Raw genomic sequence first — 14,368 nt, 5'->3', positions numbered from 1 at the left:
CCGACCCCGGAGCGGCTACCGGGCACCTGCAAGAACGTCGGCGAGGCCGTCGGTGCAAGGCAAAAGCAGGCTAGAAGCGCAGTTCACGCCGTGTGAATGAGCACTTTGAGCCTGTTTTCAACGCAGCAATGGCAACACAGGCAGTTTTTCGAGATGCCCTATTCGCGGTAGTCCTCCAGGGGCACGCAGGCGCAGAACAGGTTGCGGTCGCCATAGACGTTGTCGACGCGGTTCACCGTCGGCCAGTACTTGTGCGCCCGGGTGTGCGCGGTGGGCGTGACGGCCTGCTCGATGCTGTAGGGGCGCTCCCAGATGCCCACCACGTCGGCCAGGGTGTGCGGCGCACGCTTGAGCGGGTTGTCCTCGGCAGGCCATTCGCCGGCCTGCACCTTGGCGATCTCCGCGCGGATGCCGAGCATGGCCTCGATGAAGCGGTCCAGCTCGTGCTTGGACTCGCTCTCGGTGGGCTCGACCATCAGGGTGCCGGGCACCGGGAATGACATGGTCGGCGCGTGGAAGCCGTAGTCCATCAGGCGCTTGGCCACGTCCTCCTCGCTGATCCCGGTCTCGGCCTTGAGCGGGCGCAGGTCGAGGATGCATTCGTGGGCGACCCGTCCGTTGCGCCCGGTGTAGAGCACCGGGTAGGCCTCGCCGAGACGCTTGGCCAGGTAGTTGGCGTTGAGGATGGCCAGCTCAGTCGCATCCGCCAGCTGCGGGCCCATCATGGCGATGTACATCCAGCTGATCGGCAGGATGCTGGCGCTGCCCCAGGGCGCCGCGCTGACCGCCCCGTTCTCCGGGTCCGGTCCCTTGAGTTCGATCACCGGGTGGTTGGCGACGAAGGGCGCCAGGTGCGCGCGCACACCGATCGGCCCCATGCCCGGGCCACCGCCGCCGTGGGGGATGCAGAAGGTCTTGTGCAGGTTCATGTGCGACACGTCGGCACCGATGTCGGCCGGGCGCGCCAGGCCGACCTGGGCGTTGAGGTTGGCGCCATCCATGTAGACCTGCCCGCCCTGGGCGTGGACGACTTCGCAGATCTCGCGGATGCCTTCCTCGTACACGCCGTGGGTCGAGGGGTAGGTGGCCATCAGGCAGGACAGCTGCGCGCCCGCCTCGGCCGCCTTGGCCTTGAGGTCGTCGAGGTCGACGTTGCCGGCCTTGTCGCACTCGACTATCACCACGCGCATGCTCGCCATCTGCGCCGAGGCCGGGTTGGTGCCGTGGGCCGAGGCGGGGATCAGGCAGATGTTGCGGTGCGCCTCGCCCCGGCTCTCGTGGTACTTGCGGATCGCCAGCAGCCCCGCGTACTCGCCCTGGGCCCCGGAGTTGGGCTGCATGCAGATGGCGTCGAAGCCGGTGATCGCCCGCAGCCATTCCTCCAGCTCGGCGATCATCGCCTGGTAGCCCTGGGCCTGTTCCAGCGGAGCGAAGGGGTGGATGGCGGCGAACTCCGGCCAGGTGATGGGGATCATCTCGCTGGTGGCATTGAGCTTCATGGTGCAGGAGCCCAGGGGGATCATCGACTGGTTGAGCGCCAGGTCCTTGTTCTCCAGCTGCTTGAGGTAACGCAGCATCTCGGTCTCGCTGTGGTGGGTGTTGAACACCGGGTGTTCGAGGTAGGCGGACTCGCGCGCCAGGGCGGCGGGAATGCCCGGCACCAGCACCCCGGCGTCCAGCTCGTCCACCGAGAGGCCGTGGTCGGCGCCGAGGAAGATGCTCCACAACTGCTCGACGGTGGCCGCGCTGCTGGTCTCGTCCAGGCTCAATCCGAGCCGGCCGCGCCCGAGGATGCGCAGGTTGATGCGGGCGGCCTTCGCCGATTCGATGATCGCCGCCTGGCTGCCGCCCACCTCCAGGGTGAGGGTGTCGAAGTAGTGCTGGTTGACCCGCTGCATGCCCTTGCGCGCCAGCCCCTCGGCGAGGATGGCGGTGAGCCGGTGCACGCGCTGGGCGATGCGCTTGAGGCCCTGGGGGCCGTGGTAGACGGCGTAGAAGCCGGCGATGTTGGCCAGCAGCACCTGGGCGGTGCAGATGTTGGAGTTGGCCTTCTCGCGGCGGATGTGCTGTTCGCGGGTCTGCAGGGCCATGCGCAGAGCGAGGTTGCCCCGTGCGTCCTTGGAGACGCCGATGATGCGCCCGGGCATGGCGCGCTTGAATTCGTCGCGGGTGGCGAAAAAGGCGGCATGGGGGCCGCCGTAGCCCATGGGCACGCCGAAGCGCTGGGCCGAGCCGAACACCACGTCGGCGCCCAGCTCGCCGGGCGGGGTCAGCAGCAGCAGGCCGAGCAGGTCGGCGGCGACGCAGGCCAGCGCCTGCTGGCCGTGCAGGTGCTCGATCAGCGGTCGCAGGTCGCGGATCTCGCCATGGGTGTCGGGGTACTGCAGCAGCGCGCCGAACACCGGGTAGGAAGGCAGGTTCTCCACCGCGTCCACCACCAGTTCGAAGCCGAAGGCTTCGGCGCGGGTGCGCACCACGGAGAGGGTCTGCGGGTGGCAGTTCTGGTCGGCGAAGAACAGGTTGCTCCTGGCCTTGGCCACGCGCCTGGCCAGGGCCATGGCCTCGGCGGCGGCGGTGGCTTCGTCCAGCAGCGAGGCGCTGGCGAGCTCCAGGCCGGTGAGGTCGATGGTCATCTGCTGGAAATTCAGCAGTGCTTCCAGGCGGCCCTGGGCGATCTCCGGCTGGTAGGGGGTGTAGGCCGTGTACCAGCCGGGGTTCTCCAGCACGTTGCGCAGGATCACCGCCGGGGTCAGGGTGCCGTGGTAGCCCATGCCGATCAGGCTGGTCCACACCTCGTTGCGCTGCGCATGGGCGCGCAGCTTCGCCAGGGCGCCTTCCTCGTCGAGGGCGGGAGGCAGGTCCAGCGGGCGGTTGAGGCGGATCGCCGGCGGCACCGTCTGCACCACCAGTTCGTCGCGGTCGGCGAGGCCCAGGGTCTCGAGCATGGCCTGCTGCTCGGCCGGGTCCGGGCCCAGGTGGCGGCGGAGGAACGCATCGGGCTGTTGCAGTTGGGACAGCGGAGGGATGTGCGACATGGGATCGGCCTCTGGAAATGGCCCGATAAGCTTAGGCAAGCATTTCCAGGATGGCCGGCCGGCTGGTCGGGGAGACCCGCCGGGCGGGGCGCCGGCGGCCGCCCCAGGGGGAGCGGCGCGCCGGGTGGGGTCAGGCGTCGGAGTCGGCGGAGGCCTTGTAGGCGGCGGCGTCCAGCAGCTTGTCCAGCTCGGCGGTGTTGGCCGGCTTGAGCTTGAAGAACCAGGCGCCGTAGGGGTCGCTGTTGACGTCTTCGGGGGACTCGGTCAGTTGCTCGTTGATGGCGATCACCTCGCCGGAAACCGGCGAGTAGATGTCCGAGGCGGCCTTCACCGACTCGACCACGCCGGCTTCCTGGCCGGCGGCCAGGGTCTTGCCGACTTCCGGCAACTCGACGAAGACCACGTCGCCCAGGGCTTCCTGGGCATGGTCGGAAATGCCCACGGTAACGCTGCCATCGGCTTCCAGGCGGGCCCACTCGTGGCTGGGGGCGTAACGCAGATCGGCGGGGATGTTGCTCATTGTTCAGGCTCCTAAAGGACGGCGGCGGTCGGCCCGCCAGGAAAATTTAGATCAAGGCTTTGCCATTGCGAACAAAGTTCGGCTGGACGACACGAACCGGGTACCACTTGCCACGGATTTCCACCTCGGCGCGATCACATGTCCCCGCCGGCAGGCGGGCCAGGGCGATGGACTTGCCGAGGGTGGGCGAGAAGCTGCCGCTGGTGATCTCACCCTCGCCCACGCCCTCCACCCGCACAACCTGATGGGCGCGCAGCACGCCGCGCTCCTCCAGCACCAGACCCACCAGCTTCGGCTGCTCGCCGGCGGCACGCTGGGCTTCCAATGCGGCACGGCCGATGAAGTCGCGGCCAGCAGGTTCCCAGGCGATGGTCCAGGCCAGGTTCGAGGCCAGGGGCGAGTTGTCCTCATCCATGTCCTGGCCATAGAGGTTCAGGCCCGCCTCCAGGCGCAGGGTGTCGCGGGCACCGAGGCCGATGGGCGCGATACCGGCGCCCACCAGTTCGTTGAGAAAGCCGGCCGCCTGGTCGCGCGGGAGCATGATCTCCAGGCCGTCCTCACCGGTGTAGCCGGTGCGGGCGATGAACCAGTCGCCTTCGGGCAGGCCCTGGAAGGGCCTGAGTTCATGGATCAGCGAGGCGCGGGCACTGCTCACCAGCTCGGCGGTGCGGTGGCGCGAGGCGGGGCCCTGGATGGCGAGCAAGGCCAGGTCGCTGCGCTCCTCGAGGCGTACCGCGAAACCTTCGGCCTGCTTGTGCATCCAGGCCAGGTCCTTGTCGCGGGTGGCGGCGTTGACCACCAGGCGGTAGCCGTCGTGGGTGAGGTAGACGATGAGGTCGTCGATGACGCCGCCACGCTCGTTGAGCATGGCGCTGTAGAGCGCCTTGCCGGGGGTCCCGAGGCGGTCGACGTCATTGGCCAGCAGGCGCTGGAGGTAGGCCGCGGCCTGGCTGCCGGACACGTCGACCACGGTCATGTGGGAGACATCGAAGACGCCACAATCGGTGCGCACCTGGTGGTGCTCATCGACTTGCGAGCCGTAGTGCAGCGGCATGTCCCAGCCGCCGAAATCGACCATCTTGGCCCCCAACGCCAGGTGCAGATCGTAGAGGGGGGTACGCTGTCCCATGGGTTTCTCCTTCCGGGCTTGGCGAAGATGCGGACGGGTGCGGAGCCCTTGCCGGGCCTGGCTTTGGGCGGCCCAGGCGGGGGCTCCCGGCACCCTTTCATGCAGACGCGCCGCAACGAATGGCGCGCATTGTAGCCGCAAGGTGGAAGACTGGACACCCGACCGGCGACCCACCGGTCACGCCATGTTTCAGCGCCCGAAACCCCGGGCGGAACGGCGGATCAGGCCGACCACCGGCAGCAGCCCCACCAGCACGAGGCTCAAGGCGGGCAGCGAAGCGCGGGCCCATTCGCCCTCGCTGGTCATCTCGAAGATGCGCACCGCGAGCGTGTCCCAGCCGAACGGACGCATCAGTAGGGTGGCGGGCATCTCCTTGAGCACATCGACGAACACCAGCAGCGCCGCGCTCAGGGCACCGGGTACCAGCAGCGGCAGGTAGACCCGCAGGAACAGGCGAGGGCCACCGACGCCGAGGCTGCGCGCGGCCTCCGGCAGTGACGGGCGGATGCGTGACAGGGCACTCTCCAGCGGCCCATGGGCCACCGCCATGAAACGCACCAGATAGGCCAGCAGCAGCGCGGTCAGGCTGCCCAGCAGCAGCGGCTTGCCGGCCCCGCCGAGCAGCCCGGACACGGGCACCACCAGTTCGCGGTCGAGCCAGCTGAAGGCGAGCATGATGGCCACCGCCAGCACCGAGCCCGGCAGGGCGTAGCCGAGGTTGGCAAGGCCCACCGCCAAGCGGATCGGCCGGGTCGGCTCCTGGCGCCGGGCGAAGGCCAGCAGCAAGGCGACCGCAACGGTGATCAGCGCCGCCATCGCGCCCAGGTAGAGGCTGTGCAGGATCAGCCCCAGGTAGCGCTCGTCGAGGTCGAAGCGACCGCGCTGCCAGCACCAGACGAGCAGTTGCAGCAGGGGGATCACGAAGGCGCAGGCGAACACCAGGCCGCACCAGGCGCTGGCCGCCCAGGCCCGGGCGCCACGCAGGTGATAGAGGGCGGCGCCACGGGGCCGTTCGCTGGCCGGGCGGGTGACGCCCCGCGCGCGGCGCTCGCCATAGAGCACCAGGCACACGCCGAGCAACAGCAGGCTGGCCAGCTGGGCCGCGCTGCCGAGGCTGAAGAAGCCGTACCAGGTCTTGTAGATGGCGGTGGTGAAGGTGTCGAAGTTGAACACCGAGACCGCACCGAAGTCGGCCAGGGTCTCCATGATCGCCAAGGCCAGCCCGGCGCCGATGGCCGGTCGCGCCATGGGCAGGGCGACGCGCCAGAACGCCTGCCAGGGCGTCAGCCCCAGGGTGCGCGCGGCCTCCATCAGCCCCCGCCCCTGGGCCAGGAAGGCGCTGCGCGCCAGCAGGTAGACGTAGGGGTAGAAGACCAGCACCAGTACGGTGATCACCCCGCCGGTGGAACGCACCCGGGGCAGGCGCACGCCGCTGCCGAACCCTTCGCGCAGCAGGCTCTGCACCGGGCCGGCGAAGTCGAACAGGCCGATGAAGACGAAGGCCAGCACGTAGGCGGGGATGGCGAAGGGCAGCATCAGCGCCCAGTCCAGCCAGCGCCGGCCGGGGAACTCGCACAGGCTGGTGAGCCAGGCCAGGCTGACGCCCAGCAGCGTCACCCCGCAGCCGACGCCGAGTACCAGCACCAGGCTGTTGCCCAGGAGGCGTGGCAACTGGGTGTCCCACAGGTGCGCCCAGATCTCCCGGTCCACCTCGTGCCAGGACAGCAGCAGCACGCACAGCGGCAGCAGCACCAGGGCGGCGATGGCGAAGGTGATGGGATACCAGCGGCGCAGGGCGGGACGCTTCAAGCGGGGTTCTCGACCGGGCGGGAGTAGGGTGGCGAGGGGCGCCCACCGGGGAGCGCCCCGGCGTGGGTCAGTTCCAGGACACCCGGTCCATCATGCGGATGGCTTCGGCCTGGCGCTTGCCGGTGATTTCCACCGGTACGTCGTCGGCCTTGAAGGCGCCCCAGGCGGCCACTTCGGCCGACGGCTGCACCGACGGGTTGGCCGGGAATTCCTGGTTGACCCCGGCGAACAGGCTCTGCGCCTCGGGGGTGGTCATCCACTCCACCAGTGCCTTGGCCGCCTCGGGATGAGGCGCGTGGCGGGTCAGGCCGATGCCGGAGAGATTGACGTGCACGCCACGGTCGGCCTGGTTGGGCCAGAACAGCTTGGCGCGCAGCTGCGGATTCTGCTGATGCAGGCGCCCGTAGTAATAGGTGTTGACGATGCCCACGTCACACTGGCCGGCGTCCACCGCCTGGATCACCGCGTTGTCGTCGGCGAAGGGGTCGGTGGCCAGGTTGGCGACCCAGCCCTTGAGCACCTTCTCGGCCTCGGTGGCGCCGCGCGCCTCGATCAGGGTGGCGGTCAGCGACTGGTTGTAGACCTTCTTCGAAGAGCGCAGGCACAGGCGGCCTTCCCATTTGGAATCGGCCAGGGCCTCGTAGGTGGAGAGCTCCTCCTGCTTCACCCGCTCGGTGGAGTAGACGATGGTGCGCGCGCGCAGCGAGAGGCCGGTCCAGCTGTCGGTGCCGGAGCGGTACTGCGCGGGGATGTTGGCCTTGATGGTGGGGGAGCTGAAGGGCTGCAGGATGCCCATCTGCTCGGCCTGCCAGAGATTGCCGCCGTCGACGGTGAGCAGCAGGTCGGCCACGCCGTTCTCGCCCTCGGCCTTGATGCGCTGCATCAGCGGGGCTTCCTTGTCGGTGATGAACCTGATGGGGACGCCGGTCTTCGCGGTGTAGGCATCGAACACCGGCTTGATCAACTCGTCGATTCGCGACGAATAGACCACCACTTCATCGGCTGCCTGGACGGAGGTAGCGCCCAGGCCGACGGCCAGGAGCGTGAGCAGGGAGTTGCGCGCCTTCATTTGCGAATGCCTCGCGATGGACAAAAGGAGCCAGATGATAATCAACCTCAGTTGGCATCCGACGGCGCTTTGTATGACGAGGTGTTTCGCCCGGGCCGCGCGCGCGACCCGGGGAGGTCAGACGCGGGCGAGCTCCGGCAGGTCGCCGGAAAGGCCCAGGGCCTGGCGCACGAACAGGGCCTTGGCCTCGGGCAGGCCGTCGACCAGGTCGAGCCCCGCGTTGCGCAGCCAGCGCAGCGGCAGCGGGTCGGCCTGGAACAGGCGCTGGAAGCCTTCCATCGCCGCCATCATCCCCAGGTTGTGCGGCATGCGCCGGCGCTCGAAGCGGCTGAGCACGCGCTCATCGGCCAGGCGCTCGCCACGGCCATGGGCGTGCAGCAGCACCTCGGCCAGCACCGCGGCGTCGAGGAAGCCGAGGTTGACGCCCTGCCCGGCCAGCGGGTGGATGGTGTGGGCGGCATCGCCGACCAGGGCCAGGCCCGGCTCCACGTAGCGCTTGGCGTGGCGCTGGCGCAGCGGGATGCACAGGCGCGGATCGGCGGCCTCGATGCGGCCCAGGCGATGCTCGAAGGCCTTGCCCAGCTCGACGCGGAAAGCCTCGTCGTCCAGGGCCATCAGGCGCGTGGCCTGCTCGGGCGTGGTGGACCAGACGATGGAGCACCAGTGTTCGTCGCCCTGGCGATCCAGCGGCAGGAAGGCCAGCGGGCCGTCGTCGGTGAAGCGCTGCCAGGCGGTGCGGTGGTGCGGCTGTTCGCAGCGCACGCTGGTGACGATGGCGTGGTGCAGGTAATCCCACTCGCGGGTGGCGCAGCCGGCCAGGCGGCGCACGGCGGAATTGGCACCATCGGCGGCGATCACCAGCGGGGCGCGCAGCTCGCGGCCATCCACCAGGGTCAGCAGCCAGTCGTCTCCGGAACGCCGCAGGCGCTCCAGGCGGGCGTTGGGCAGCAGGCCGACGCCGCTGTCGTGCAGCGGCTCCAGCAGGGCTTCCTGGATCACCCGGTTCTCGACGATGTGGCCAAGCACCTCGGCATGCACGCTGGCGGCGGAGAAGTGGATGTTGCCGGTGCCGGAGCCGTCCCAGACCTGCATCTCGCCATAGGGGCTGGCGCGGCGCGCGGCGACGCCGTCCCAGGCACCGAGGCGCTGGAGGATGCGCTGGCTGGCGGCGGACAGGGCGCTGACCCGTGGCTCGAAGGCGGCCTCGGCGTCGAAGGGCTTGATGCTCAGGGGGCTGCCGTCGATCAGGATGATCTCCAGGCCGCTGTCCTTGAGCGCCAGGCCGAGGGCACTGCCCACCATGCCGGCACCGACGATGATCAGATCCGCTTGCATGTGCATTCCTTAGGCGGCTTGCCGCGCGCGCGGCTTGAGCCGCACATAGAGGGTCTTGTGCACCCTGGCGACCAGGGTGCCTTCACCGTCGCGCACGTCGACGTGCAGCTCGGGCAGGTATTTTTCACCATCGGCGGTGTGCTGGCGGATGCGCGCCAGCAGCGCGTCGTCGATGCGGAACTCGGCGTAGACCGGGCCCTTGCCGGGGGAGACGAAGTCGATGCTGGCGGCCTTGTCCCAGACGATGTAGTCGCGTCCGAGCAGGTTCATCAGCATCAGCATGAAGAAGGGATCGGTCATGCTGTAGAGCGAACCGCCGAACTGGGTGCCGACGTAGTTGCGGTTGTACCAGCCCAGCGCCAGTTTGACTCGTACCAGACGGAAGTCTGCGCTGATCTGCCGCACGCGCACACCCGCACCGAGGTAGGGCGGGTAGATGTTCAGCGCCCAGCGCAGGAAGCGCGCCTTGCGCGCCATTCGACGGTCCTGCATCGCGCGGCTCAGAGGGGGCGGGTGCCCAGGCCCATGGCCTGGCGGGCGAACCAGCGCTTGGCCGGGGGCAGCAGGTCGAGCCCCAGCAGGCCCAGGTTGCGCCCGGTGGCCAGCAGCGGCTCCTTGTTGGAAAACAGGCGCGTCACCTGGTCGGAGAAGCCGACGGTGAGGTCCTGGTCCAGGCGCTGGCTGTCGAGGTAGCCCTGCAGGGTGGCGAAATCGCCCAGGGGCGCCGTGCTGGCCAGCAGCGTCTCGGCCAGGGCCACGGTGTCGCGCAGGGACAGGTTGTAGCCCTGGCCGGCAATGGGGTGCAGGCTGTGGGCGGCGTTGCCGAGCACCACGAGGTTGGCGCGCACCTGCTCCTCGGCTTCCACCAGGGTCAGCGGGTAGAGGTGCCGCGCGCCCACCTGGCCGAAGGCGCCCAGGCGATAACCGAAGGCTGCCTGCAGTTCGGCGAGGAAGGCGCGGTCGTCGAGACGGGAAAGACGCTCGGCGTCCTTGCCCGGACGGGTCCAGACCAGCGCGCAGCGGTTTTCCGCGAGCGGCAGCAGAGCCATCGGGCCTTCGTCGGTGAAGCGCTCGAAGGCCTGCCCGCGATGGGCTTCCATCGGGCTGACGTTGGCGATCAGCGCGGTCTGCCCATAGGGGTTGCGCTTGACGCCGATGCCCAGTTGCTCGCGCAGCCCGGAGCGGCCGCCGTCGGCCAGTACCGCCAGGTCGCAGTCGAGCTGGGTTTCATCGTTGAGGCTGAGGCGATAGCCGTCCGCCAGGGGCTCCATGCGCACCACTTCGGCGGGGCAGCGCCAGCTCACCACCTCGGCGTCCAGCGCCTGCCAGAGGCACTGGCCGAGCCAGGCGTTCTCCACCACGTAGCCAAGCGCCGGGACGCCCTCCTCGATGGCGGCCAGGCGCGCGGCGCCGAAGCGGCCACGGTCGGACACGTGGATCTGCAGGATGGGCTCGGCGCGGCGGGCGATGGCCTGCCACAGGCCGAGGCGCTCGTAGATCTGCCGGGTGCCGAACGACAGCGCCGAGGAGCGCGCGTCGTAGCTGGGCTGGTAACTGTCACCGGGGGCGAAGGGTTCGATCAGGGTGATCTTCCAGCCGCGCGCCTTGGCGCCTTCCTGCAGGGCCAGGGCCAGGCTGGCGCCCACGAGGCCGCCGCCGATGATCGCCAGTTGGGTACGTTGCATCACGCGGCCTCGGTTCGTGCGGCGGCCATCAGGGCCTCGATTTCGGCGACCGTCTTGGGTACGCCACCGGTGAGGATCTCGCAGCCCTTCTTGGTCACCACCACGTCGTCCTCGATGCGCACGCCGATGCCGCGCCACTTCTTCGGCACGTCCTGGTTGTCGACGGCGATGTAGATGCCCGGCTCGACGGTCATGGCCATGCCGGGTTCCAGCACGCGCCATTCGCCACCGACCTTGTATTCGCCGACGTCGTGCACGTCCATGCCCAGCCAGTGGCCGGCGCGGTGCATGTAGAAGGGCTTGTAGGCTTCGCTGGCGATCAGCTCGTCGACATCGCCCTGCAGCAGGCCGAGCTCGACCAGGCCCGCGGTGATCACGCGCACGGTGGCCTCATGGGCTTCGTTCCAGTGCTTGCCGGGGGCGATTTCGAGGAAGGCGGCTTCCTGGGAGGCCAGCACCAGCTCGTAGATGGCCTTCTGCTCGGGGCTGAAGCGGCCGCTGACGGGGAAGGTGCGGGTGATGTCGCTGGCGTAGCAGTCGAGCTCGCAGGCGGCGTCGATCAGCACCAGGTCACCGTCCTTGAGCAGCGCGTCGTTCTCGCGGTAGTGGAGGATGCAGGCGTTCTTGCCGGCAGCGACGATGGAGCCGTAGGCCGGCATCTTCGCGCCGCCCTTGCGGAACTCGTATTCCAGCTCGGCTTCCAGGCTGTATTCGTAGAGGCCGGCGCGGGCGGCCTGCATGGCGCGCACGTGGGCGCGGGCGGAGACCTCGCCGGCCTCGCGCATGACCTTGATCTCGGCCGCCGACTTGTACAGGCGCATGTCGTGCAGCAGGTGGTCGAGGGCGACGAACTCGTTCGGCGGCTGGGCGCCCTGGCGGGCCTTGGAACGGATCACGTTGACCCACTCCATCAGGTGCTGGTCGAACTCGGGATTGGTGCCGATGGAGTAGTAGACGCGCTCGCGCCCCTCGATGAGGCCGGGGAGGATGTCGTCGATGTCGCCGATGGGGAACGCGTCGTCGGCGCCGTATTCGCTGATGGCGCCATCCTGGCCGGCACGCAGGCCGTCCCACAGCTCGCGCTCGGGGTCACGCTCGCGGCAGAAGAGCACGTATTCGCCGTGCTCGCGCCCGGGGATCAGCACCAGCACCGCTTCGGGCTCGGGGAAGCCGCTGAGGTACTGGAAGTCGCTGTCCTGGCGGTACACGTGCTCGACGTCGCGATTGCGGATGTGCACCGGCGCCGCAGGCAGGATGGCGATGCTGTTGGGCACCATCTGCGCCATGAGGGCCTTGCGACGACGGGCGAATTCGGACTTCGGGATACGGGTCATGCGCGCTCCTTACAAGGGGCGCCCATGCGCCCGTGACGCGGGTTCAATGCAGAGAGGTTTTCGGCGCCGGAGCCACCGGCGCGGGCTTCCTGGCGCACTCGCTGAACAGCAGCAGGGGCGCCACGCGCAGGTACTCCATCACTTCCATATAGTCGGTCTCGCCGTCCTCGGAGTCTTCCAGGGCGCTCTGCACCTGGGCGATGGAGGCAAGATCCTGGAGCACTTCGACCGCCTCGCCGGACAGCGCGCCTTCGCGTGCGGTCAGGCCGAAGCCGCCGAGGAAGCCCTGGCACCACTGGCCGAGGGCGGCGGCGCGGTCGGCCAGCGGCGTTTCGTCGTCGGGCAGCAGCAGCACGACGGCCATCTCGCTGCCGGTGAGTTCGTCCTTGACCATCTCCTGCAGGCCGATCAGGGCCTGGCGCAGGTTGTCCTGCGGGGCGCTGCCGAGCAGCTCGGCGGCATCCTCCAGCCAGGGCTCGGCGTCGAAGCCCGCGCCGGCGCAGCTGCGCCCCAGCAGGAGGCCGTGAAGCTCGGCGGGAGAGACGGGCTGACCGCTGGTGGCGAGCAGGGTGGCGAAGGCGGAATACGGGGAATTGGAACTGGGCATGGGTGGCTAGGCGCCAGAGGGCGCAATCACTAGAATGACGGCCTCGTATCCTAGCATCGGCACGCGCGCCAAGACCATCGACCGCCGCCGACGGGTTTGACCCTGGATCGGGCCGATCCTATATAGTCCGACCATTCATCGCCCAAGTAGAGAGCCCATGGAAGACGCGGAACTGCAAGCCCTCACCGCCAAGCTGGAGCTCCTGATCCAGCGCGTTGAGCAGCTCAAGTCGCAAAACCGGCAACTGCAGGCGGCTGAAAAGGCCTGGAAAGAAGAACGCGCTCATCTGATCGAAAAGAACGAAATGGCCCGGCTGAAGGTCGAAGCGATGATTTCGCGCCTGAAAGCCCTGGAGCAGGATTCATGACCCAGCCGAACACCGTCACCGTCCACATCCTCGACAAGGAATACTGCATCGCCTGCCCCTCGGACGAGCGCGCCAACCTGGAAAGCGCCGCCCGCTACCTCGACGGCAAGATGCGCGAGATCCGCACCAGCGGCAAAGTCATAGGCGCCGACCGCGTCGCCGTGATGGCCGCCCTCAACATCACCCACGAACTGCTGCACAAGCAGGAGCGCCTGGACCAGGAAGCCACCTCGACCCGCGAGCGCGTGCGCGACCTGCTCGAGCGTGTCGACCATGCCCTGGCCGCTGATCCGGATGGTCACGAAGCCTGACGCCAGAGCCTTCTCTTGGGGTATACTCGCCGGCAGCTCCCTGGTGTGTTTGCCAGTCGGTGATGTCCCTGAGCCGATACGCACAACCACGGGGGTTGTAAGTGGGGCCGGTGTGCATGTCCGCCTGACGGAAAGCCTTAACGCCTCCTGCAACCTCCACCTTGAACTTTCGGGTTCAAGGGCTAAACCGACAGCGGCATAACCGGGGAGTCGTACCCTTCATGATCAGCGCCGGCACTCTCTCCCGCCCGGCCCTGCGGCGCCTGCTCAGGCAGACACGCCGCACCCTGTCCCCTCTCGAACAGAAACGCGCCGCCCGCGACCTCTACCGCCAGCTCGCCCAGCATCCGCTGTTCCGCCGTGCCCGCCATGTGGCGCTATACCTGCCGGAAGACGGCGAGATCGACCCGCGCCCCTTGCTGCGCGAGGCACAGAAGCGCGGCAAGGCCACCTACCTGCCCGTGCTCAAGGCCTGGCCGCCCACGCGCATGGTGTTCCAGCGCCTGCGTCCGGGCGAGAAACTGGTGCGCAACCGTTTCCGCATACTCGAACCCCGCGCCAATGGGTCGCAGCAGCGCCCGGTGTGGACGCTGGACCTGGTCCTGCTGCCGCTGGTGGGATTCGACGAGGACGGCGGGCGCCTGGGGATGGGCGGCGGTTTCTACGACCGCAGCCTGGCCTATCGCGCACGGCGCAAAAATTGGCAGAAGCCGACGCTGCTGGGCCTGGCCCATGAATGCCAGAAGGTGGATCGGTTGCCCTTGGCGAGCTGGGACGTGCGCCTGCAGGCGACGGTGACGGACGGGGGCTGGTATCGCGGGAACTGAGGCGGCACCGCATTCCTTGCGGCGCCGTCGGAGAATCAGGGCTGCTGGATGCTGACAGGCGCGCCTTGGCGCTGCTCCCACAGGCTCTGGGTGTAACCCGTGGTAACCACGCCCAGGCCGAAGAGTATGACCAGTACCCAGAGAAGATCGGGTTTGCGTTTCATCGATTGCCTCCCCCTTCAAGGCAAACGTTCCGCGATGACTTGCGGCGGTTGCTTTTAGTTATGGGCCGCGAGTGGTCTGCGGCTTAAAGTGCGGCATTCTCCGGCAACGCTGGGGAACACGCAATTTATGACGCCAGCCGACCGTCGGCCAGTTGATGATTTTTCGTCCGCGACAA

At 68.6% G+C, this 14,368-nt stretch carries 14 protein-coding genes and 1 other RNA gene; 4 read left to right on the top strand and 11 right to left on the bottom strand.

Features of this window, described 5'->3' with window-relative positions; translation table 11 throughout:
* Positions 1 to 158: 158 nt before the first annotated feature.
* The 10 genes from gcvP to PHLH3_RS01310 form a co-directional block, all read right to left on the bottom strand.
* Entirely contained in the window at positions 159 to 3,035 is a 2,877-nt protein-coding gene (gcvP, locus tag PHLH3_RS01355) for an aminomethyl-transferring glycine dehydrogenase (protein WP_213627735.1), read from the bottom strand.
* A 130-nt stretch (positions 3,036 to 3,165) separates the two neighbouring features.
* Positions 3,166 to 3,555 (bottom strand): glycine cleavage system protein GcvH, encoded by a 390-nt coding sequence (gcvH, locus tag PHLH3_RS01350; RefSeq protein WP_111261113.1) that lies wholly within the window; start codon positions 3,553 to 3,555, stop codon positions 3,166 to 3,168.
* Between the two features lie 46 nt (positions 3,556 to 3,601).
* Positions 3,602 to 4,684: a glycine cleavage system aminomethyltransferase GcvT gene (gene gcvT / locus PHLH3_RS01345; protein WP_111261114.1), complete on the bottom strand. Its 1,083-nt coding sequence runs from the start codon at positions 4,682 to 4,684 to the stop codon at positions 3,602 to 3,604.
* 189 nt (positions 4,685 to 4,873) lie between these two features.
* Complete coding sequence (locus PHLH3_RS01340; protein WP_213627733.1) at positions 4,874 to 6,493, bottom strand: iron ABC transporter permease; 1,620 nt, start codon at positions 6,491 to 6,493, stop codon at positions 4,874 to 4,876.
* 67 nt (positions 6,494 to 6,560) lie between these two features.
* Complete coding sequence (locus PHLH3_RS01335) at positions 6,561 to 7,562, bottom strand: extracellular solute-binding protein (RefSeq protein ID WP_213627731.1); 1,002 nt, start codon at positions 7,560 to 7,562, stop codon at positions 6,561 to 6,563.
* Between the two features lie 117 nt (positions 7,563 to 7,679).
* Positions 7,680 to 8,897, bottom strand: a complete 1,218-nt coding sequence (locus PHLH3_RS01330) for a 2-octaprenyl-3-methyl-6-methoxy-1,4-benzoquinol hydroxylase (protein ID WP_213627729.1) — start codon at positions 8,895 to 8,897, stop codon at positions 7,680 to 7,682.
* Between the two features lie 9 nt (positions 8,898 to 8,906).
* Positions 8,907 to 9,389 carry a DUF4442 domain-containing protein gene (locus PHLH3_RS01325; protein ID WP_213627727.1) on the bottom strand — a complete coding sequence of 161 codons (483 nt, stop codon included), beginning with the start codon at positions 9,387 to 9,389 and terminating at the stop codon, positions 8,907 to 8,909.
* An 8-nt stretch (positions 9,390 to 9,397) separates the two neighbouring features.
* Positions 9,398 to 10,582, bottom strand: a complete 1,185-nt coding sequence (gene ubiH / locus PHLH3_RS01320; RefSeq protein ID WP_213627725.1) for a 2-octaprenyl-6-methoxyphenyl hydroxylase — start codon at positions 10,580 to 10,582, stop codon at positions 9,398 to 9,400.
* Complete coding sequence (gene pepP / locus PHLH3_RS01315; RefSeq protein WP_173176648.1) at positions 10,582 to 11,916, bottom strand: Xaa-Pro aminopeptidase; 1,335 nt, start codon at positions 11,914 to 11,916, stop codon at positions 10,582 to 10,584. The genes ubiH and pepP overlap by 1 nt, the downstream gene beginning before the upstream one ends.
* A gap of 43 nt (positions 11,917 to 11,959) precedes the next feature.
* Positions 11,960 to 12,523 (bottom strand): YecA family protein, encoded by a 564-nt coding sequence (locus PHLH3_RS01310; protein ID WP_111261121.1) that lies wholly within the window; start codon positions 12,521 to 12,523, stop codon positions 11,960 to 11,962.
* Positions 12,524 to 12,680: 157 nt separating this feature from the next.
* Here PHLH3_RS01310 and PHLH3_RS01305 point away from each other — a divergent pair, with 157 nt between their 5' ends.
* The 4 genes from PHLH3_RS01305 (at position 12,681) to PHLH3_RS01290 (ending at position 14,028) form a co-directional block, all read left to right on the top strand.
* Positions 12,681 to 12,890, top strand: a complete 210-nt coding sequence (locus tag PHLH3_RS01305) for a TIGR02449 family protein (protein WP_111261122.1) — start codon at positions 12,681 to 12,683, stop codon at positions 12,888 to 12,890.
* On the top strand, positions 12,887 to 13,201 hold the full coding sequence (locus PHLH3_RS01300) for a cell division protein ZapA (RefSeq protein ID WP_111261123.1): 315 nt from the start codon (positions 12,887 to 12,889) through the stop codon (positions 13,199 to 13,201). Before PHLH3_RS01305 ends, PHLH3_RS01300 begins: the two co-directional genes overlap by 4 nt.
* Positions 13,202 to 13,235: 34 nt before the next feature.
* A non-coding RNA gene (gene ssrS / locus PHLH3_RS01295) (6S RNA) lies at positions 13,236 to 13,414 on the top strand.
* Positions 13,415 to 13,422: 8 nt separating this feature from the next.
* Complete coding sequence (locus PHLH3_RS01290; RefSeq protein WP_173176650.1) at positions 13,423 to 14,028, top strand: 5-formyltetrahydrofolate cyclo-ligase; 606 nt, start codon at positions 13,423 to 13,425, stop codon at positions 14,026 to 14,028.
* A 35-nt stretch (positions 14,029 to 14,063) separates the two neighbouring features.
* On the opposite strand, the gene PHLH3_RS30600 is transcribed toward PHLH3_RS01290, so the two are convergent.
* On the bottom strand, positions 14,064 to 14,192 hold the full coding sequence (locus PHLH3_RS30600) for a hypothetical protein (RefSeq protein WP_021218212.1): 129 nt from the start codon (positions 14,190 to 14,192) through the stop codon (positions 14,064 to 14,066).
* Positions 14,193 to 14,368 lie beyond the last annotated feature (176 nt).

Origin of the sequence: Pseudomonas sp. Pc102, from assembly GCF_018408275.1 — a bacterium.
Classification (GTDB): Bacteria; Pseudomonadota; Gammaproteobacteria; order Pseudomonadales; family Pseudomonadaceae; genus Metapseudomonas; species Metapseudomonas tohonis.
This window is presented reverse-complemented; position numbering and strand designations above follow the sequence as displayed.

Excerpts from the sequence above, each read along its gene's own strand:
- gcvP (WP_213627735.1), bottom strand. The coding sequence starts at position 3,035 with ATGTCGCACATCCCTCCGCTGTCCCAACTGCAACAGCCCGATGCGTTC.
- gcvH (WP_111261113.1), bottom strand. The coding sequence starts at position 3,555 with ATGAGCAACATCCCCGCCGATCTGCGTTACGCCCCCAGCCACGAGTGG.
- gcvT (WP_111261114.1), bottom strand. The coding sequence starts at position 4,684 with ATGGGACAGCGTACCCCCCTCTACGATCTGCACCTGGCGTTGGGGGCC.
- PHLH3_RS01335 (WP_213627731.1), bottom strand. The coding sequence starts at position 7,562 with ATGAAGGCGCGCAACTCCCTGCTCACGCTCCTGGCCGTCGGCCTGGGC.
- PHLH3_RS01330 (WP_213627729.1), bottom strand. The coding sequence starts at position 8,897 with ATGCAAGCGGATCTGATCATCGTCGGTGCCGGCATGGTGGGCAGTGCC.
- PHLH3_RS01325 (WP_213627727.1), bottom strand. The coding sequence starts at position 9,389 with ATGCAGGACCGTCGAATGGCGCGCAAGGCGCGCTTCCTGCGCTGGGCG.
- ubiH (WP_213627725.1), bottom strand. The coding sequence starts at position 10,582 with ATGCAACGTACCCAACTGGCGATCATCGGCGGCGGCCTCGTGGGCGCC.
- pepP (WP_173176648.1), bottom strand. The coding sequence starts at position 11,916 with ATGACCCGTATCCCGAAGTCCGAATTCGCCCGTCGTCGCAAGGCCCTC.
- PHLH3_RS01310 (WP_111261121.1), bottom strand. The coding sequence starts at position 12,523 with ATGCCCAGTTCCAATTCCCCGTATTCCGCCTTCGCCACCCTGCTCGCC.
- PHLH3_RS01305 (WP_111261122.1), top strand. The coding sequence starts at position 12,681 with ATGGAAGACGCGGAACTGCAAGCCCTCACCGCCAAGCTGGAGCTCCTG.
- PHLH3_RS01300 (WP_111261123.1), top strand. The coding sequence starts at position 12,887 with ATGACCCAGCCGAACACCGTCACCGTCCACATCCTCGACAAGGAATAC.
- PHLH3_RS01290 (WP_173176650.1), top strand. The coding sequence starts at position 13,423 with ATGATCAGCGCCGGCACTCTCTCCCGCCCGGCCCTGCGGCGCCTGCTC.
- PHLH3_RS30600 (WP_021218212.1), bottom strand. The coding sequence starts at position 14,192 with ATGAAACGCAAACCCGATCTTCTCTGGGTACTGGTCATACTCTTCGGC.